At 54.0% G+C, this 19556-nt stretch carries 17 protein-coding genes; 12 read left to right on the top strand and 5 right to left on the bottom strand.

The genetic code is table 11. The features are described 5' to 3' along the window. Position 1: 1 nt before the first annotated feature. Positions 2 to 1936 (bottom strand): antifreeze glycopeptide, encoded by a 1935-nt coding sequence (locus tag ABIE64_RS16030; RefSeq protein ID WP_354377938.1) that lies wholly within the window; start codon positions 1934 to 1936, stop codon positions 2 to 4. 611 nt (positions 1937 to 2547) lie between these two features. Here ABIE64_RS16030 and ABIE64_RS16035 point away from each other — a divergent pair. The 6 genes from ABIE64_RS16035 to ABIE64_RS16060 all read left to right on the top strand — a co-directional run bounded on the left by ABIE64_RS16035 (position 2548) and on the right by ABIE64_RS16060 (position 8507). Continuing rightward, on the top strand, positions 2548 to 3150 hold the full coding sequence (locus ABIE64_RS16035; protein WP_007089047.1) for a shikimate kinase: 603 nt from the start codon (positions 2548 to 2550) through the stop codon (positions 3148 to 3150). Beyond that, positions 3147 to 4286 (top strand): 3-dehydroquinate synthase, encoded by a 1140-nt coding sequence (gene aroB / locus ABIE64_RS16040; RefSeq protein ID WP_354377939.1) that lies wholly within the window; start codon positions 3147 to 3149, stop codon positions 4284 to 4286. The genes ABIE64_RS16035 and aroB overlap by 4 nt, the downstream gene beginning before the upstream one ends. A gap of 123 nt (positions 4287 to 4409) precedes the next feature. Beyond that, positions 4410 to 5684, top strand: coding sequence for an HlyC/CorC family transporter (locus tag ABIE64_RS16045; RefSeq protein ID WP_007089045.1), 1275 nt, complete (start codon positions 4410 to 4412; stop codon positions 5682 to 5684). 236 nt (positions 5685 to 5920) lie between these two features. Further along, positions 5921 to 6370: a CBS domain-containing protein gene (locus ABIE64_RS16050; protein ID WP_007089044.1), complete on the top strand. Its 450-nt coding sequence runs from the start codon at positions 5921 to 5923 to the stop codon at positions 6368 to 6370. A 129-nt stretch (positions 6371 to 6499) separates the two neighbouring features. Next, entirely contained in the window at positions 6500 to 7087 is a 588-nt protein-coding gene (locus tag ABIE64_RS16055) for a DUF2889 domain-containing protein (protein ID WP_354377940.1), read from the top strand. A gap of 73 nt (positions 7088 to 7160) precedes the next feature. Continuing rightward, on the top strand, positions 7161 to 8507 hold the full coding sequence (locus ABIE64_RS16060; RefSeq protein ID WP_354377941.1) for a transporter substrate-binding domain-containing protein: 1347 nt from the start codon (positions 7161 to 7163) through the stop codon (positions 8505 to 8507). Between the two features lie 8 nt (positions 8508 to 8515). Here the strand turns inward: ABIE64_RS16060 and ABIE64_RS16065 are convergent, their stop codons facing one another. The 3 genes from ABIE64_RS16065 to ABIE64_RS16075 form a co-directional block, all read right to left on the bottom strand. After that, the gene (locus ABIE64_RS16065) at positions 8516 to 9097 is read right to left on the bottom strand and encodes a c-type cytochrome (RefSeq protein ID WP_354377942.1); all 582 of its coding nucleotides are present in this window, start codon (positions 9095 to 9097) and stop codon (positions 8516 to 8518) included. Beyond that, complete coding sequence (locus ABIE64_RS16070; RefSeq protein ID WP_007089040.1) at positions 9097 to 10350, bottom strand: PQQ-dependent sugar dehydrogenase; 1254 nt, start codon at positions 10348 to 10350, stop codon at positions 9097 to 9099. The genes ABIE64_RS16065 and ABIE64_RS16070 overlap by 1 nt, the downstream gene beginning before the upstream one ends. A gap of 157 nt (positions 10351 to 10507) precedes the next feature. After that, positions 10508 to 10792, bottom strand: a complete 285-nt coding sequence (locus tag ABIE64_RS16075; RefSeq protein ID WP_354377943.1) for a BolA family protein — start codon at positions 10790 to 10792, stop codon at positions 10508 to 10510. Between the two features lie 160 nt (positions 10793 to 10952). Here ABIE64_RS16075 and ABIE64_RS16080 point away from each other — a divergent pair, with 160 nt between their 5' ends. The 4 genes from ABIE64_RS16080 to gluQRS all read left to right on the top strand — a co-directional run bounded on the left by ABIE64_RS16080 (position 10953) and on the right by gluQRS (position 15631). Next, positions 10953 to 11597 carry a J domain-containing protein gene (locus ABIE64_RS16080; protein ID WP_354377944.1) on the top strand — a complete coding sequence of 215 codons (645 nt, stop codon included), beginning with the start codon at positions 10953 to 10955 and terminating at the stop codon, positions 11595 to 11597. Positions 11598 to 11792: 195 nt separating this feature from the next. Further along, on the top strand, positions 11793 to 12800 hold the full coding sequence (cobS, locus tag ABIE64_RS16085; RefSeq protein ID WP_007089037.1) for a cobaltochelatase subunit CobS: 1008 nt from the start codon (positions 11793 to 11795) through the stop codon (positions 12798 to 12800). A gap of 54 nt (positions 12801 to 12854) precedes the next feature. Further along, positions 12855 to 14771, top strand: coding sequence for a cobaltochelatase subunit CobT (cobT, locus tag ABIE64_RS16090; RefSeq protein WP_037990567.1), 1917 nt, complete (start codon positions 12855 to 12857; stop codon positions 14769 to 14771). A 20-nt stretch (positions 14772 to 14791) separates the two neighbouring features. Further along, positions 14792 to 15631 carry a tRNA glutamyl-Q(34) synthetase GluQRS gene (gene gluQRS / locus ABIE64_RS16095; RefSeq protein ID WP_354377945.1) on the top strand — a complete coding sequence of 280 codons (840 nt, stop codon included), beginning with the start codon at positions 14792 to 14794 and terminating at the stop codon, positions 15629 to 15631. Here gluQRS and ABIE64_RS16100 read toward each other — a convergent pair. Next, positions 15606 to 16529 carry a LysR family transcriptional regulator gene (locus ABIE64_RS16100; protein WP_354377946.1) on the bottom strand — a complete coding sequence of 308 codons (924 nt, stop codon included), beginning with the start codon at positions 16527 to 16529 and terminating at the stop codon, positions 15606 to 15608. The two genes, gluQRS and ABIE64_RS16100, sit on opposite strands and share 26 nt — an antisense overlap. 125 nt (positions 16530 to 16654) lie before the next feature. Here ABIE64_RS16100 and ABIE64_RS16105 point away from each other — a divergent pair, with 125 nt between their 5' ends. After that, positions 16655 to 17254, top strand: coding sequence for a short chain dehydrogenase (locus tag ABIE64_RS16105; protein WP_071240826.1), 600 nt, complete (start codon positions 16655 to 16657; stop codon positions 17252 to 17254). 233 nt (positions 17255 to 17487) lie between these two features. After that, entirely contained in the window at positions 17488 to 19521 is a 2034-nt protein-coding gene (locus ABIE64_RS16110) for a putative bifunctional diguanylate cyclase/phosphodiesterase (protein ID WP_354377947.1), read from the top strand. Positions 19522 to 19556: the final 35 nt, after the last annotated feature.

Here is a 19556-nt window from a genome sequence, read left to right on the forward strand (position 1 = left end):
GTTATTGGCTTCGAGCCATCAGGATTTCGACGGCAAGACGGCGCGCCTCGCGGTTAAGCCCGATATGGTTGAGTGCGGCAACCGCGTCCGAAAGATCCTTCGGATCACCGTTGGGAACCCCCGCAACCTGCTGCGCATGAATGGCAAGGGCGACGGTTTTGCCGCGCTGCATATTCATTGCTGCGGTTTCCAGATGATGGTTGACTGCCGTGCTTACGGTTTGGCGTTCATCAAGATAGGGTGCGGTCAAAAGCGCATCCCAAAGTGCAATCGGGACTTCAATGCCAAAGCCGTCAAACAGGCTAAAGATCAGTTCTGAATCACGTTTTGCCTGAATCTGATCGCCGCGGGCGGCGTCCATTTCCTGCCATTCGGTCATACGGGCGCGGTGTTTGGCCTGTGCGTCGTTCATCGGTGCAGAAGTTTTGGCTGGTGGCGTAAGAGTTACAGCACCGCCCAGTCCATAACGGACAGGCGTTGTTGCCCCATCGTCGGGCAGATTAACCGTGACACTGCCATTCGACCCGTCGGCCATTTCGGTGGCGGTTGGTGTTCCGGTATCTTCAAGTCCGGCAAGTGCCAGAACCGGATAAAGAAGGATCAGACGGGATTCGATATCGTTGCCCGGATTGGAACTGTTTTTGGCGGTTTGCAGCCAACCGGACGCACGTTCCATATTGTTTGCCGCAATCGAGGATTTTAGCGCATCAATCGCAAACCACGAAAAATCACTATTCACCGGGATATCGGTCAGCAGATCGGACGTCAGGCGTGATACCTGAACGAAATCACCATTGATGATTGCAGATTCATAAAGGGCAGCAAGGATTTCCGCACGGACTGCTGCAACATCACTTTTGGTGGCCGCCTGATACAGTTTGGCATATTGGCGGGCCTGCACCCCTTCGGGGGCATCGTCAAGCGCATTGGTTATCGCATCTGCGTCAAAAGAGACGTCGCTATAAATCTTGCGCAACTGCGCGGCTTCGATCAGGCCAAGTTTTTCAGCTTTGCGGGCGGCTTCAAGGCGCACATCGGTCGACGTTGCACGCGCATTGATCATGCCCAGAATGGCGGCGGCATTACCGGTTTCAAGCTGATTGGTCGGAATGCTTTGCTTGGCGATTTCAAGAAGCGCAATATCGATCGGGCGCAACGTGTTCAGCGAGTTCAGAATGTCTTGCGACGGGGCCGATCCATTCCGGATGGCTGATACCAGACCAAAGAAGGTTTTGTCGGTTTCGCCTTCCATTTCGCGGACCAGATCTGTCGAAAACGATGCCGATGTCCGGTCATTGGCATGAAGCGCGCACATGACAGCGGCTTTGAGCCAGAAAATATCGTCGAAGTTGTTGCTGTAACCATCGATTGCCGCACAGGCATCATCAAGTTTTCCAGCAATCATCAAAGCATTCACTTCGGCCTGTGCCAGCAACGAGCCCCGTGCCCCTTGTGGTGTGGCGCGGACCAGATCAATCGCACCGTCCAGTTCACCCATATTGATCAGCTTGGCAGCACGCGTTTCAAGCATGCTGATTTCCTTGTGGTCATCGGGAACGGCCGCGATGCTTAACAACAGGCGACGTGCAAGGTCGCGGCCCGTATGCGTTGCGGGCATTGCCGGAATATCTGTCAGAAGACGTGCCGCCGTTTCCCGGCTTGTGCCGTTCCACATATCGGCACCAAATCCGCCACGTTCACGTCCCAGTGTACCAACGGCCTCGGCATCAACAGCTTGCAACGTAACCGTCTGGACCGCGTCGGGGTCGCTTGGGAATGTATCTGGTAGTGTACCGGTACCCTGACCAAAATTGCTGTTTTGGCCCGAATTGCCGCCTGTTGCAGGGGCGGTCGCATCCGGTTGCGAATTTGCGTTCTGTTCTGCTTCCTGTTTCAAAAACAGCGGCACCGGTGCCTGCGCGTTGGCAAAAGCCACGGGCAAGGTGATTCCTGTCCCTGCCATCATTGTGACGAAACAGGATTGCATCAGCAGGCGAGAACGCAAGCGCATGTCAGTTGAACCTCGAATTCGGGATGGTTTCTTCCATCTGGGTCGTTGGCGATGGAATATCCCAAGTGACCAAAAATGTTGCGCCACCAGCGATGACAGCAATAATCAGCAATAAAATGAGACGCGAAATTATCTTCATGGTTATCCAGACTTCGGTGCGTTGGTTCTATATGCGCAAAGATCAGTATGCGGGGCCCGGTAAAAGATGCAAGACAGAGCCGAACCGCTTTGGCCCAAAGCCATGAATTCAGCCTGTGATTTCTCCAACCCCGTTCCCCGAACCTTTTCCCTGACATTCCAATTCGGCGATATAAAGGCAGTTTAGGGTCCGGGTCCTCACAGAGGGTTAACACGATGGCCAAAAGTTTTCGGCGGGTGCACAAATCTCGCTGCGTACCGGAATTGCTCAGGTCCCTTGTGTAACGAAGGAATTTGTCGGTGAACAGCGCGGTTTGCTTGCGTTCAGGCCGCAGCTGGCCTAAAGAAATGGGTAAATTGTTTGATAACCGGATTAAAGACAGGACTGCAAACCGATCATGGAGAGCAATATTGCCGAGTCGGGTTTGCGCGATGACGTGATTGCAAATATCCGGACAGGGCTGAAAGGCCGACCGCTGGTGTTTATCGGTCTGATGGGGGCCGGGAAAAGCTGCATCGGACGTATGGTCGCCAAGGCACTTGATCTGGATTTTGTTGATGCTGATCGTGAAATCGAGGAAGCCGCAGGCTGTTCGATTGCCGACATCTTCAAGCTATACGGCGAAGAAGCATTTCGCGAAGGTGAAGAACGCGTAATCGCGCGTCTGCTGGATGGCGAGCCGCTTGTGCTTGCGACCGGTGGTGGTGCGTTTATTCGCGAAAAAACCCGGGAACTTATTCTGGAGAAATCGGTCTCGGTCTGGCTGCGTGCCGACCTTGATCTGTTGCTGCAACGTACCAGCGGGCGAACGCATCGTCCGCTGCTCAATAATGGCGATCCGCGTCAGATTCTTGGAGATCTGATCGAGGCGCGCTATCCGGTTTATGCCGGAGCAGACATCATTTTTGACTGTGACGAATCCTCCAAGGAAGAAACGCGCGACGGGGTCATTGCCCTGCTTGGCCGTTCATTCGATAAAGACGGGAATATAATCCGGTGAGCAATCAGACGTCTCCTCTTGCGGCAAATCATGACGTTTTGCGCGTCGAACTTGGTGCGCGCAGCTATGATATTCTGGTCGGAAGCAATCTTTTGGCGGATACCGCAAGCCATATCGCGCCGTTCGTCAGAAAGGCCGGTGTCGTCGTTATCAGTGACGCGACGGTGGCGGAACGCCATCTTCCGGTGGTTCTGGCATCACTTGACGGGGCGGGTATCGCGCATCGCGAAGTGATCGTTCCTGCCGGTGAAAAATCCAAAAGCTTTGCCGTATTTGAAGATGTTATCGAACAGATTCTGGCGATGGGGATCGAACGTTCGACCCTGATCATGGCACTTGGCGGTGGGGTGGTTGGCGATCTTGCGGGTTATGTTGCAGCGTCGCTTTTGCGTGGTCTTGATTTCGTTCAAATTCCGACAACCCTGCTTTCACAAGTCGACAGTTCGGTTGGTGGCAAAACAGGCATCAATTCGAAATCGGGCAAAAACCTTGTCGGTGCATTCCATCAGCCGCGCCTTGTTTTGGCAGACACGGCGGTTCTTGATACATTGCCGCGCCGCGAAATGCTTGCCGGGTACGCCGAGGTTGTTAAATACGGCCTGATTGATGATCCGGACTTCTTTGATTGGCTTGAACAGAACGCCGAAGCCGTTTTGAGCAACGATGGTGCGGAGCGCCGCGAAGCCGTGATGCGCAGCTGTGCGGCCAAGGCGCGGATCGTCTCTCAGGATGAACGCGAGTCCGGGAAACGTGCTCTATTGAATTTGGGTCACACATTTGGGCATGCGCTGGAAGCGGAAACCGGATACGGCGCAAAGCTTCTGCATGGCGAAGCCGTCGCGATGGGGATGGTCATCGCCCATGACGTTTGCGCGGCAATGGGCATGGCCCCGGCTGGCGAAAAAGAACGGATTGCAAGTCATCTGAAATCGGTTGGTTTGCCGGTATGTGCGTCCGAAGTTCCGGGCATGCATTGGGATATTGATCGTTTGATCGGCCATATGTCGCGCGATAAAAAAGTTCGTGACGGTGAAATCACGTTTGTCATGACGCGTGGTATCGGCAAGGCTTTTACATCCAAGGCGATGGACATTCAGAAAATGCGTGCTGCCATTACCCGTTCCTGCCACGGCTAAGGCAGAAGTTCGGGGCAATAGCGACTGTGAACATGATGACTTGCCCGATCAGAGATTGACCTGATAGGCCGCAACAGCACAAAGTAAATATCTGTTGCGTACACCCATTGGAGACGAACCTGAATGACAATCACGATTGTCGTGATTTTTATCCTGCTGATGCTTTCGGCTTTCTTTTCTGGCTCGGAGACTGCGCTGACAGCAGCATCAAAGCCAGTCATGCATCACAAGGAACAGGATGGAGATCAGCGGGCAGGGATCGTCAACCGGTTGCGCCAGTATCAGGAGCGGCTGATCGGTGCCATTCTGCTGGGTAACAACCTTGTCAACATTCTGGCATCTGCCTTGGCAACGTCTGTCATGATCGAGCTTTTTGGTGAACGCGGTGTCGTTTATGCGACCGCGGCCATGACGGCACTTGTGCTTATATTTTCTGAAATTCTGCCAAAGACCTATGCGCTTCAGCATGCAGACAGCATGGCGCTGCGCGTTGCCCGGCCGATGAGTATTCTGGTTGTTGTTTTTGCGCCGGTTACTCAGACCATTCAGGTGCTGGTACGTGCCACCCTACATCTTTTTGGCAGCGGCGACGGCCCGGGAACCGACCGCGAGCGTGAATTGCGCGGTGCCATTGAATTGCATGCGGATGACGTCGTTGTTGGTGATCATCATGCAGAACGCACGATGTTGCATGGGGTTCTTGACCTTGAGGATGTCGGGGTCTGGGAAATCATGGTGCACCGTCGCAAGGTGCAGATGATTGATATCACGCGCCCGATGGAAGAAATCCTTGATACGGTATTGGCAAGCCCGCATACGCGTATTCCGATCTATGACAAGGATCCGGATAACATCGTTGGCGTTTTGCATGCGCGTGAGGCGCTGAAAGCGATCGTCCGCGGGGCAAAGCCTGAAACGGCAGAAGATGTTCGCATGCTGAGTTCCGAACCCTGGTTCATCCCCGATAGCACCACGCTTGCCGATCAGCTTAAGGCGTTCAAGGAACGTCACGAGCATTTCGCGATTGTCGTCGATGAATATGGGGCGTTCGAAGGCGTCGTGTCGCTTGAAGATATCCTTGAAGAAATTGTTGGGGATATCGCCGATGAAACCGACGTCGAGGTTGTTGGTGTTCAGCCGCAAACCGATGGATCGGTCATTGTGCGCGGTGATGTGACCATTCGTGACCTTAATCGTCGTTTTGGCTGGCGTTTGCCCGACGAAGAGGCCGCAACCGTTGCCGGGTTGTTACTTTATGAAACCCGCCGTATTCCCGATGTCGGACAGCAGTTCCGATTCCATGGACTGGAATTCGAAGTCCTGCGTCGCATTCGAAATCAGATAACCCGCATCAAATTGCGTGAAGTGCGCGAAGTCGCAACCGACGATACGAACTAGCATTGATTGCATCAAAACAAACGGGCTGCACGGGAAACCGGGCGGCCCTTTTTGTTTGATGGGTGTAAATATGTTATTTTAAATCTACTTATCGGTTAAAATGATCGACAAAGGTCTTGATCGATGTGATTGCAGGGCCACTTGCAAATAAGGGCCCCGGACGCATTTGATGCGTTGTTTTCAGCAATCTGATCGGGGCAGGGCACGTGGCAACAGCAACCCGCAGAGGGAAAAACATGGATACGAAAATCGTACCTGGTGTGGTCAAAGAGCAGTCGATCGCAACCTTGAACCCAGCAGACTCGGTCATGGACGCCGTTAATATGATGACCGAACGCAAGATCGGTGCTGTGATCATTGTCGATAACAATGCCAGGCTTGCCGGCATCTTTACAGAGCGTGACCTTGTAAACCGGGTTGTCGCAAAGGGTCTTGATGCGGCTTCTACCCCCCTTAAACAGGTTATGACGGCCAATCCCGATACACTTGCACCCGGCGATACGGCGATGAATGCCCTTGAATTGATGAGTGCGCGCCGCTACCGACATCTTCCGGTGCTTGATGGGGAAAATGTCGTCGGCATGGTGTCGATCCGCGATCTGTTCAATGTCGTGAAGGCACAGCTTGAAGAAGATTTGCGCGAACGCGAAAAGTTCATTTTCGGGTCCGATTACGGCGTCGCGTAAATCAGGTTTAGTCCATGAAATATGCTTTGGGCGGCTGATGCGGAGGTTCCGCATCAGCCGTTCTGCGTTTTTGAAGGTTGACAACGTGCCAGTTACTGTCTTTACGTTTACGTAAAGGAGATATACGCCATGCCTTTATCCAACCCTTCGGAACGTGACCATATCCATACCCGCAACGTTACCTGCACCGGATATCGTCGCAAGGACGGTCTTTGGGATATCGAAGGCCATATCAACGATACCAAGACATACGGGTTCGAAAATAACGACCGCGGCGAAATTCCCGCCGGTGTACCGATCCATGAAATGTGGCTGCGCATTACTGTGGGGGATGACATGGTGATAAGTGCGGTTGAAGCCGTCACTGATCATGCCCCGTTCAATGCCTGTGATGAAATTGCCCCGAACTACGCCGCACTGGTCGGACTTCGGATCGGGCCGGGGTTGAAACAGCAGATTCGCGAACGGGTTGGTGGTATTCACGGATGCACGCATCTGACCGAACTGATGGGACCGGTGGCAACGACTGCGTTTCAGACAATCTTTCCGATCCGCGCCCGCGAGGCCGAAGAACGCCGAAAGCAGGCGGAAAAGGATGGCACGGTGCCAAACCCGCCGAAAAAGCGCCGATCCCCATTGGTGAATAGCTGCCACGGGTGGCGAAGTGACGGTGCGGCGGTCAAACGCATTGCGCCCGATATGTATACCGGTGACTAAGCGGTCAGTCTTGTAACGCTGTTATTACACCCAATATCACCGGTGACGGGGTTTGGTGAATGTCAGGTGTTGCATGAGACGCCATACACAGCCATCAGGACAAAATCTTTCGGGGCGATTTGCGTCGGCCTATAGCTGTATTTTGCTGCTTGGCCTGATGGCATGCGTGTTTGTGATTACGCTGAAAGGCCTTCCCGCACAGGGGCAGGAACAAGCACAGGATTCTACCGGCTCATCGGACAAGAACGCATTCCTCATTCTTCAAACCAATCTTCAGCCTCCCTATCAGCAATTGCAGAACGGCATTTTGCGAGGCTATTCCATCGCAGTATTGAATTGCGCGTTTGACCGGATCGGGGTTGGGTTCGGGATCGCGATTGCACCCCGCCAGCGCAATCGGGAAATGGTGCGAAATGGGCAGGCGGACGGGTTCTTTCTGGCGCGGATCAGCTCCTTCATGGACGAATACGCCGAGCCGACCTTGCCGTTAGCACTTGAAAAATGGGTCTGGATTTCAGCTGCCGGACAACAGGGCAGTTTCGCGTCAAGCCCGACACCCGACAGTCTGCTTTCTGTTGGTGCCATCCTTGGCTCCAACGAAGCAGAATGGCTGGCAGAGCAGGGGTATCAGAAAATTGCCAAGGCACCGTCCATCAACTCCCTGATTTCGCAGGTCCTGGCCGGGCGCGTTGAATACGCCTTGGTCGACAAACAGACATTCGAGGCCGCGCGCGACAGCATGGGCAACCATGAAGATCAGTTCAACGTCCAGTTCGAACGATATGCCCCGCTTGTTGTTTATATTGGGCGGGAATATACCCGCCTTAATCCCGGGCTAATTGCGTCGCTGAATACGGCGCTGGGTGCATGCGAAACCTTACCCATGCAGCTTGAGGATTGGGAACGTGATCTGATTACTCGTCAGCAGTTACCGGCGATCCGCGCCATGGCGGCGAATGCGGAACTTGTTGGGGCGGTACGGTCCGCAATGGGTCGAGCACAAATTCAGCCTGATGCGATTGTCGAAATCGATCGCGAATGGCGTCAGGGCAGCGAAGGCGGGATTGCCAGCCCGAAGGCAACCGAAATCCTTGAAAATCCGCTTTCCGATATCTTGCGGGCCTTTCAGGAAAGCGACGCCGACAATATTGCTGAAATATTCGTATTCGATACCAACGGCGCGGTTATCGGCATGAACCGGTTGACGACCGATTTCGATCAATCAGATGAGCAGAAATTCGAGGTCGCCATTAGCCATGACCCGGATATAAGTCAGATCGCCGACATCTATTTTGATGGATCAACCCGCGCCTTTCTGTCGCAGGTTACGGTTCCGATCATCAATCCGGAAACCGGAGATGTTATCGCGGCAATGACGGTTGGCCTTGATGTTTCAGGGGCACTGCGACCCGACAGCTGATTTTGGTTTCAGTTCGGTTTGGTCGGATCGGTGATGTTGATCGTAATCGCACTGTACCAGTCTGCTGCGGTCTGCATTCCTCTATCGTCAAGCTCGGTTGCAATTGGCGACATGATGTCATGATTGCGCTTGCCGTTTCGGAACGCTTTTAACTGTGTTTCGAGATAGATATTGGTTTCACCGGCAAGGTTGGGAACGTCCGGCATTTCCGAAATCCCGTTTGAACCATGGCAGGTGCTGCAAAGTTCCGGGGCATCATCAGGGTTTTTCCCGGCTGGCAGTGTGGCAGTCACATCAAAATGGTTATACCAGGCCGCGGCGTCGGCGATCTGCTGGTCGGTTAAACTGCTGGCAACCACGGTCATCATTTCATGTTCCCGGCTGCCATCGCGAAACGCGCGCAATTGGGTTTCAATATATGCCGCGGGTTCGCCGCCGATATGCGGGGCAATCGGGATGCGGGCAAATCCGTCCAGACCGTGACAGGTTCGACATATGCCCGCAACTTTCCGACCGGCATCAATGTCCTGTGCCACGGTAGCCCCGGCGGGCAAAAGCCCGCCGAGAATCACGATAAGCAATATCCGCATTATTTCCCCTCGTACCAGATGCGGTACAGGGCACCGGCAAGGTCGTCCGATACAATCAGGGACCCGTCGCGCAGCTGGGCGACATCAACCGGGCGGCCAAGATATTCCCCGTTTTCATCGATCCAGCCTTCGGCAAAGGGCTCTATGCGGGCCGTGCCGTCACTGTCGATAAAGGTTACCATCACGCGCGCGCCGACCGGCGTGGTGCGGTTCCACGATCCGTGCTGGGCCGAGAAAATCGCATTCTTGTATTTGGCCGGGAACATCTTGCCCGTGTAGAAGGACATGCCAAGGTCGGCAGCATGTGCAATGGTTTCGACCGCGGGCATCACGACATCATAGGGAACTTCTTCACCGGCATATTCATTTGTGCGAACGTTGCCGCCGCCATACCAGGGATGGCCGAAATGCTGACCGGCTGCTGTCTGGTGATTGATTTCACCGGGCGGAATGTCATCGCCCATGCCGTCAACCTGATTGTCCGTCCACCATAGTTCGCCGGTTTCCGGATGGAAGTCATGACCGACGGAGTTCCGGACCCCGTATGTGTATACTTCACGGCCGGTTCCATCGATGTTGATGCGTATAATACCGCCGATCCCGTGTTGGCGATAAAGATCAAGCTTGTCCTTGGGGGAAACGTTGAAGGGTTGCCCAAGCGAGATATAAAGTTTGCCATCCGGGCCGATTTTGCAAACACGTGCGGTGTGATTGTAGCTTTCTTCGGACGGTGGAATCAGCTCACCCTGCTTAACGACATTGAATGCCGCGACATCGGGGCTTTCATAGAAAAATTCGGCGGCGGGGAAGGTCAGAACCCTGTTTTGCTCTGCGATATAGAGCATGCCATCGGGAGAGAAGCACGGACCGTTGGGAATGGAGAACCGCAAGGACGGGGCGAAGTCCTTGACCTCGTCTGCAACACGGTCCTTGTTGCGGTCGGTTACCGACCAGACCTTGTCCTTGCGCGTGCCGACAAATGTCACAACCCCTTGCGGGCCAACGGCGATATGGCGGGCATCGGGAACAACGGCATAAAGGGCAATCTTGAAACCGTCCGGCAGAGTAATGCGTTCAAGCGTTTTCTTGATGCCGTCAGCATAGTCACCGGTTTGCTCGATTCTTGTGAACTCGCTGGTGCCTGTAGACTGGAAATTGGAGAGTTTTTCAAGATTGTCCGGGGCAGGGGCCTGTGCGTAGGCCGTTCCAGACATAAACAGGGCGACGCTTGCCCCGATAAGGCGCGTTCTCATAACCTAGTCCTCCCGTTTGTATCGGGCGCAGATTTGACCGGCGCCCGTGCCCCATATGCAGGAGACTGCGTATCGGGCTTCTGGGCTTATTATTGCGCCGAAAAATAACGGTCGTCTAAGTTGATTTCACGATGCGGAACAAACGCATTGGTTATTTTTAGATCGCAGCCGCTGCATATTCGGAAGGTGTCATGGTTTTCAAAGCCAGCGCGTGAACGCGATCTTTCAGAAGCTGATCAAGGGCTGCGTAAACCAGCCGCTGGCGATTGACTCGGTTCTCGCCATCAAATTTTTGGGAAACGACCAGTACGGAAAAATGCGACTCTCCGCGTGGGTCGGCGCCTGAATGACCGGCATGTTTTGACGAATCATCGATGATTTCGAGTTTCTCGGGGGCGAATTCCGCGGTCAGGATATCGCTAATCTGTTGGGCTACCTGCATGACAATGGCCTCATGTTTCGGTGTGTTTCGCATGAATTAATGCGAAAATCTGACTGTTGGCACCGTTGTGGCACGCGATGGCAGTTTTTCAAGCCTTTTATCGCATTAAAACGGCTCGTATGATATTGCGAAGCTTAATGATCAGAACATATAAACGCAGATGAACCGCGGCCAACGCAACAAACGCAAAACCCTTTACCATGAAGAACCAGACCTGCCCGTATGTGAATGGCCGGGATGTGAAGGTCATGGGGAATTTCGTGCGCCCAAGGACCGCAAACTTCGCGAGTACTATAAGTTCTGTCTCGACCATGTCCGGGAATACAACAAGTCCTGGAACTATTACGAGGGCATGAAAGCCGAAGACATCGAAGACGATGTCCGGCGTGATACCCATTGGCAACGCCCGACATGGCGGTTCGGGCATATTCGCGGCGCCAAGAAACCGTTTAACTTCAAATTCAGCGACGGTTTCGGCTTCTTTAACGAAGATGGTGATCCGACCCATCATGGCCCAGGGGGTGACCCCGCGGGGGATCGCCGACGCAAAAGCGAAGATGCCCAGCGTCGCGCGGGGGCTATGGGCATGCCATCCGAACAGCAACAGGCCATGGCAACGCTTGATCTTCCTTGGCCGTTTTCCAAGGACGAGCTGAAGTCAAAATACAAGGCGTTGTCGAAAAAATACCATCCCGACGCCAATGGCGGCGACAAGGTTGCCGAAGAACGCTTTAAGAAAATCAGTGCAGCCTATTCGTCGCTGATGAGATACATCCGTGATCTGGAAGCACGTGTTTCCACGTAATCAGAGACTGGTATCGGGCGAAATTTGATAAAATCTGCCTTGCAATTCGTGCCGCGGACCTTTTCATTGTTCGATCCATTGGCGGCGATAGATTTTTTTTGCGCATCTTCCCTTTGTCACGCGCATCTTAGCCGCTATTAATGAGCTAGTTTCAAACGAGACCGCGTCACCGGTCCGACAAATGCGCGAGTACTTATGAGCCAAGGTTACGAAGCGACAGGTGCAGCCGCCGAACATCCGCTGGATGCACCAGACATCAAAATCTCCGTTCGTGAAGCGTTCGGGATTGATTCCGACATGAAGGTTCCGGCATTCAGCCAGGGCAGCGAACATGTTCCCATGATTGATCCGACCTATCGGTTTGATCGCGATACCACGTTGGCCATTCTGGCGGGCTTCGCCCATAACCGCCGCGTGATGATCCAAGGGTATCACGGTACGGGTAAGTCGACCCATATCGAACAGGTTGCTGCACGTCTGAACTGGCCTTGTGTTCGTGTAAACCTTGATAGCCACATTTCGCGTATCGACCTGATCGGCAAAGATGCCATCGTGTTGCGCGATGGCAAACAGATCACGGAATTCCGCGAAGGCATTTTGCCCTGGGCGCTTAAACGTCCGGTCGCGATGGTCTTTGATGAATATGATGCCGGTCGCCCCGATGTGATGTTCGTTATCCAGCGTGTTCTGGAAGTCGATGGCAAGCTGACCCTGCTTGATCAGAACAAGGTCATCCATCCGCATCCGAATTTCCGCCTGTTTGCGACGTCAAACACGGTCGGCCTTGGCGATACCACGGGCCTATATCACGGGACCCAGCAGATCAACCAGGCCCAGATGGACCGTTGGTCGATTGTTGCGACCCTGAACTATCTGTCGGTTGCCGATGAAACCAACATCGTGACCGCCAAGGTGCCGTCGTTCGACAATGCCGAAGGCCGCAAGAAGATCGAGGCCATGGTTGCCCTTGCCAACCTGACCCGCCAGGGATTTGTCGCAGGCGATATTTCGACTGTCATGAGCCCGCGTACCGTTATTACGCTTGCGGAAAACGCCGAGATTTTCGGGGAAATTTCCTATGCGTTTCGCGTGACGTTCCTTAACCGTTGCGACGAGGTCGAACGCCCGATCCTTGCTGAATATTATCAGCGGTGCTTTGGCGAGGAACTTCCCGAAGAAGCCATCAATGTGATGGTCCGTTAGGATCATCCATTGTTAAAGCAAATCGGCGACCTGATTCCAGAAGCGAGTAGAGCAATGAAGAATGATGAAGCGCTTTCCGGATTTTTGCGCGGCACAGCGGCGACATTTCGCGCGCTTGCCGGACGCAATGATCTTGAAGTCGGCTTTGTCAAAGGCGGTCGGGCAGGTGGCTATGGCGAACATGTGCGCCTGCCGATGCCCAAACAGGCGCTGCCGAAGGACGAGGTTGCCGACCTGCGCGGGGTTGCCGATGGCTGGGCGTTGAAACTGCGTCACCATGATGTGGCCCTTCATGCCCGCCGTATGCCCGAAACCGCCGAGGCACAGGCCGTTTACGACGCGCTGGAAACGGCCCGTTGCGAGGCAGTTGGTTCGCGTTATTTCCCGGGGGTCCGCAAGAACCTGCGTGAACATGCCGAACAGGATTGCCGTGCCAAAAACTTCCATCGGTTGACGGCGCGCGAAGATGCCCCGTTTGCTGATGCAATCGGGATGCTGGCGCGCGAGATTTTTACTGGTGAACCCGCCCCGTCATCGGCCCGCCCGCTGATCGATCTGTGGCGTGCCCATATCGAAGAAAATGCCGGTACAGACCTGAACGATCTGCGCGATCTGATTGACGATCAGGATGCGTTTGCGCGGGGATTGCGCCGCCTGCTTGATCATTTGTCTCTTGAAGATGATATCGACGAAGCCCCGCCTGAAAATGATGGCGAGGATGAGGACGAAAAAGAAGGCGAAACCGACCCGGACGAGGAACTTGACAGTCAGGGTGGCCAGCAGGGGCAGGCTGACGAGTCCGAACCTGATGGTGATGATCAGCAGCAGGATGCCGGTACCGAAGAAGCCGAAGCCGGTGAAGGCGATATCGATGACCAGCAGCTTGAAGCCATGTCACAGGAAGAACAGCCTGCCGGACCCGGTGAACAGCCTGAATTTGACGGTCGGAACGAACCGATTGAACGCGGCTATGAACCCTTTACGCGTGAATTTGATGAAATCGTAACTGCCGACGAGCTTTGCGAAGGCCTGGAGCTTTCGCGTCTGCGCGCCATGCTCGATAAGCAGCTTGCGAATTTGCAGAATGTCGTTTCGCGCCTTGCCAACCGCTTGCAGCGCCGCCTGATGGCGCAGCAAAATCGTGGCTGGGACTTTGACCTTGAAGAAGGCATCCTTGATGCGGCGAAGCTGGCGCGTATTGTTTCAACACCTTCGACCTCGCTGTCCTTCAAACAGGAACAGGATACAGATTTCCGGGATACGGTCGTGACGCTGCTGATCGATAATTCCGGTTCCATGCGCGGGCGACCGATCACGATTGCCGCTCTATCGGCCGACATTCTGGCACGTACCCTTGAACGGTGCGGGGTGAAGGTCGAAATCCTTGGTTTCACTACCCGTCAGTGGAAAGGCGGGCAATCGCGCGAAAAATGGGTTGAAAGTGGCAAGCCGCCAAAACCGGGCCGTCTCAACGACCTGCGACACATCATCTATAAAGCGGCCGATACCCCGTGGCGGCGCGCGCGCAAGAATCTTGGCCTGATGCTGCGCGAAGGATTGCTTAAGGAAAATATCGACGGCGAAGCCCTGCTTTGGGCGCACGAACGCCTTCTGGGCCGTTCGGAACAACGCCGGATTTTGATGGTGATTTCCGACGGCGCGCCGGTCGATGATTCGACCCTGTCGGTAAATTCCGGAAATTACCTTGAACGGCACCTGCGCGAGGTCATCGACTGGATTCAGACCCGTTCGCCAGTTGAGCTGCTTGCGATCGGGATCGGACATGATGTGACCCGCTATTACCAGCGTGCGGTAACGATCAACGACCCCGAAGAGCTTGGCGGGACGATGTTGCGTGAATTGTCCGATCTGTTCGATGAACAGGGGGGCCGTCAGCCCAAACGTCCGATGCGTCATGTGCCTGCGGATACCGCCAAGGACAAGGCGACCGGTGATCGTGACCGCTGGTAGGTCATGGGGATAGGGCCGTTATGACAGCCATTACCCGCTTTGCCCCCAGTCCGACCGGGTTTCTGCATCTTGGTCATGCGGCCTCGGCCCTGTTTTCCGCAAAACAGGGCGGGCCGGATGGCCGTTTCCTTTTGCGGATCGAAGATATAGATCAAACCCGCTGTCGCCCGGAATATGTTGATGCGATCTTTGAGGAACTTGCTTGGCTGGGGCTTCGATGGGAAGAACCTGTTCGCATTCAGTCGCAGCATTTCCGTGATTATGAGAAGGTCCTGGATCGTTTGAGCGAGGCGGGGCTGCTTTATCCGTGCTTTTGCACGCGAAAAGACATTCAGGAAGAAATCGCGCGGATTGGAAATGCGCCGCATGGGCCGGATGGTGTGCTTTACCCGGGGACCTGTCGTAATCTTAGTGCTTCCGAGCGCGCAGACCGTGTTGCGACGGGGGAAAGCTATGCGCTGCGTCTGGATATGGTGCGTGCCCTTAGACAGGTCGCCAGCCCGTTATCGTGGTATGACCGCAAGCTTGGCAAACAGGATGCAACGCCGGAAATATTTGGCGATGTTGTTCTGGCGCGCAAGGACACGCCGACAAGCTACCATCTATCGGTAACCCATGATGATCATTTGCAGGGCATCAACCTTGTCACCCGCGGTCAGGATCTGTTTTTTGCAAGCCACCTGCATCGCCTGTTACAGGAATTGCTGGGATATGATGTTCCTGAATATCATCATCATGTCCTGCTTACGGGCCCGGATGGCAAACGGTTTGCCAAGCGCGACAAATCAAAAACACTGCGATCCATGCGTGACGAGGGTATGAGCGCCCAAGAGGTCATTGCGCTAAGCGGATATGTCTAGGCGACGTCGTTCTGGTTTCCAGAAGGTCAGGTCGTTCGACGAACCAGCTGCGAATAAAATCAATCATCAACCGGTTTTTGACCGGCAGGTTTTCCTGATAGGGGTAAACCAGATAGATCGGTCGTAACGGCGATGAATAGCCATCCAGTGCCGTTTCAAGCAATCCGTCGAAGATTGCCGGAAGGGCAACATACCGGGGCAGCCGGGCAACGCCCAATCCGCGGATCGCGGCATTGCGCAACAGCGGATAATGATTAAGGCGCAGATTGCCCTGTGCCGGAACTGATTGTGCGCCATCATCGGAAAAGAAAACCCAGTTGCCATCTTTGTAGTACTGAAAATTCAGCAGGCAATTGTGATTTCCCAGATCGGCGGGTGTTTCGGGCTTTGGGTGCTTTGCCCAGTAGGTAGGGCTTGCGCAGATCAGTTCGGACAATTGACCCAGCGGAATGGCAACCTGTTCTGGGTCGTCGGATAATCCGACGCGAATGGCGATATCGATATGGGCAGATTGCAGCGCGCGGAAGGTGTTTTCCAGTTCCATTTCGATCTGTATGCGCGGATGTGCTTTTTGAAATGCGACGATGATGTCATCAAGAAACATCTCGCCAAAGGAAACGGGAACCGTAATGCGAACGGTGCCGACCGGCTCGCCGCGCATAGCCTCGACGGCTTCGAATGCGGCGGCGGCACTTTGGGTGATGTTTTGGCAATAACCCAGAAATGTGATCCCGATTTCGGTTGGTTCTACCTTGCGGGTTGACCGGAACAGCAATTGCGCCCCCAGCTCTGATTCCAGTCTTTTGACATGCTGGCTGATCAGGCCCTTGGACACGCCAAGTGCCTTGGCGGCGTGGGTAAAGCCACCATTTTCCATGACGGCCGCAAAGCTGCGCATTTCACTCAGATAATCTTTCATTGTTTAGAATATTAAACAAAATGTTTGGAAATAACCAGATTATCCTTGCAATTGTCTCATGAGACAATCCATCCATCGAAGCACTTCCATGGATGGAGGATCAGATGAAAGTTCTTTTGGTAGGCGCATCGGGGATTGTCGGGCGCGGGATTGATTCCGAGTTGTCCCAACGCCACGACATCATCCGTGCGTCCCGCGCAAGTGGAGACGTTAATGTTGATCTGACGGATATCGCATCAATCCGTGCGATGTTTGAAAAGGTCGGCAAAGTCGATGCGGTTGTTTCTGCGACCGGAAAGGTTCATTTCGGTGATTTTGCCGAAATGGACGATGACAAATACCGCATCGGGATCAATGACAAACTGATGGGGCAGGTCAATCTGGTGCTGGTTGGGCGTGATCACGTGGCAGACAATGCATCATTCACGCTGACCACTGGTATCCTGTCCAAAGATCCGATCCGTTACGGTAGCTCGGCCTCGATGGTGAATGGCGCAATCGAGTCTTTTGTGCGGGCTGCTGCAATCGAAATGAAACCGGGGCTTCGCATTAACGCGGTCAGCCCCGGTGTGATCCTTGAGGCCATGGAAGGCTACGCACCGTATTTCCGCGGGCATGATCCCGTTCCGGCGGCACGTGCGGCCCTTGGCTATGCCAAATCGGTCGAGGGTCTTCAGACCGGGCAAGTCTTCGAGATATTCTGAGGGTATATTCTGACGATCTGGCATCGAAAGCCGACCGGGGCAAAACCGGGTCCCGGTCGGCTTTGGGGCTTACAAGGGGCATTGCTTCAAAAAACCGCACTTTCTATCTGGAATTATTTAGGGTGACTGCTTACCATCCAAATAGCTAATGTTGCGCATCCGATTGTTAAGCGTGTAAACGGCTATAACGGAATTTCCGGATGGGGCAGTTCACAGCCAGGATGGCTGACACCTTGAAACGGCTGCTTTGGGAACCCGGACACGGGACCGAAGCAGGGCCGAAATTGCAAAAGAAGGTTCGCGCGGACCTTCTTGATCTTGCCTATCGCAACAACTGGGCGAACGTCCTTGTCAATCTGTCGGCCGGAAGTGGTCTTGTCGGGACGCTTTGGTTTCAATCCGAACTATCATTTGGCATGACCGTCTGGATTTGCGTGATTTTTGCAACGACGGTGATCCGGCTTTTTATCGGGTATCGCTATCATGTCGAACGACGGCTGGTTTCTGCATTTGATGATGCGGAATTCCATAGATGGTTTATGCGATATGCCTGTGGTGTTTGTTCCGGCGCTATCCTTTGGGCGTTGGCGTCAATCTTTGACTTGCCAACGCAAAGTAATGAAAGCCGTTTCGTAACCCTGATCATATTGGCGGGGCTTGCCGGTGGCGCGACCGGAATTCTTGCACCTGTTTTCAGGGTCGGCCGGTTCTATCTTCTGATGTTGCTACTGCCTGCCTGTATTGTTCTGATTGTCATGCCGGAGCCGAATTACGTTCTGTCGGGGCTTGGCTTCATCTTTGTAACCGTCATGATGATCACCCATCGCAATAATCACGGTATTCTGTATCGGTCGCTTGTGCTGAAGCACGAAAACGACTCTCTGGTTGACGACCTGCGCGAGAAAAACCGGATAACCGAGAACTGGAATGCGACACTTGAAGCTCGGGTGGCGAAACGAACCCGTGAACTTCGCAATCTTCTGGTGCGCGACACCCTGACAGGATTGCTGAACCGTGATGGCATCGTTTCCTGGTTTGAAGAGGCGCGCGCAAGCTGGGGCAATCGTGCCTATGCCGTTCTGTTCATTGATCTTGATCATTTCAAACAGATCAATGACGGGCTCAGTCATGCGATCGGTGATCTGGTGCTTAAGGAAGTTTCGCACCGTTTACGGGAATATGTCGATGATCGTCATGCTCTCGGGCGGTGGGGTGGCGATGAATTCATCATGATTCTGACCGACCACCCGGAAAATCTGCATCAGATGGTAGATCAAACCATCGCCGAGGTCCGGGCGGCTGTTAACCGGCCAATCCATATCGCACGGCAGACATTGCATGTCGGTTTCAGCACTGGTGTCGCATTTGGTATGGACGAGAACCCGCAGATTGCGGAATTGATCCATTGGGCCGATCTGGCCGCAGCCGAGGTTAAGCGGTCCGGGCGTGGCAGCGTGCAAAGTTATGACAGCAAGTTGCTTGTTGAGCAGGAACGTCGATTGGCGATCAATCAGGCCCTGCGTCAGGCTTTGTCCGCCAATGAGCTTTTTCTTGAATATCAGCCGGTAGTCAGTGCGAAGACGGGCGACATTACCGCCTATGAGGTGTTGTTGCGCTGGGAAAGTGCGGAACTTGGCCGTGTACCACCAGACGAGTTTATTCCGATTGCTGAGGAATCGGCGCTGATTGTCGATATCGGCGAATGGGTGATGCGCGAAGCCTGCAAAACGATCCTGGACTGGTCCGGCTTTGCCGGTGGGCCCAAGATTGCGGTTAACGTATCGGTGCGTCAGATTGTTGTGCCGCGTTTTGCCCGTATGGTGGAAAATCTGCTGCTTGAAACGGGTCTGCCAGCCAACCGTCTGACTATTGAAGTGACAGAATCGATCTTTGATATCCGGCGCACACAACTGATTTCAGAAGTCCTGTCTGATCTGCATGATCAGGGAGTGGAAGTTCATATTGATGATTTCGGTACGGGCTATTCATCGCTTTCCCGCCTGCATCAGATCCGCGTTGATGCGGTCAAAATCGATAAATCTTTCATCCTGAAAATGGATGTCAATTCACGTGCGGTGATCGAAGGCGCCATTCTGATTGCGCATCGGTTCGGTCTTGATGTGATTGCCGAGGGTATTGAGACCGAGCAGCAACGCAGCGAACTTGCGGCGATGGGGGTTGATGCCTATCAGGGATATTTCTTTGCCCGCCCGTCGGCGGGGCCCTGTGAAAATCCCCATTGGCAACAAAGAAGTTCAGCCGTCTGATCGTGATTTTTCAGGCGAAAGCCCCCCAAACAATA

Source organism: Thalassospira sp. MBR-102, assembly GCF_040549275.1.
In the GTDB taxonomy this organism is placed as follows: domain Bacteria; phylum Pseudomonadota; class Alphaproteobacteria; order Rhodospirillales; family Thalassospiraceae; genus Thalassospira; species Thalassospira xiamenensis.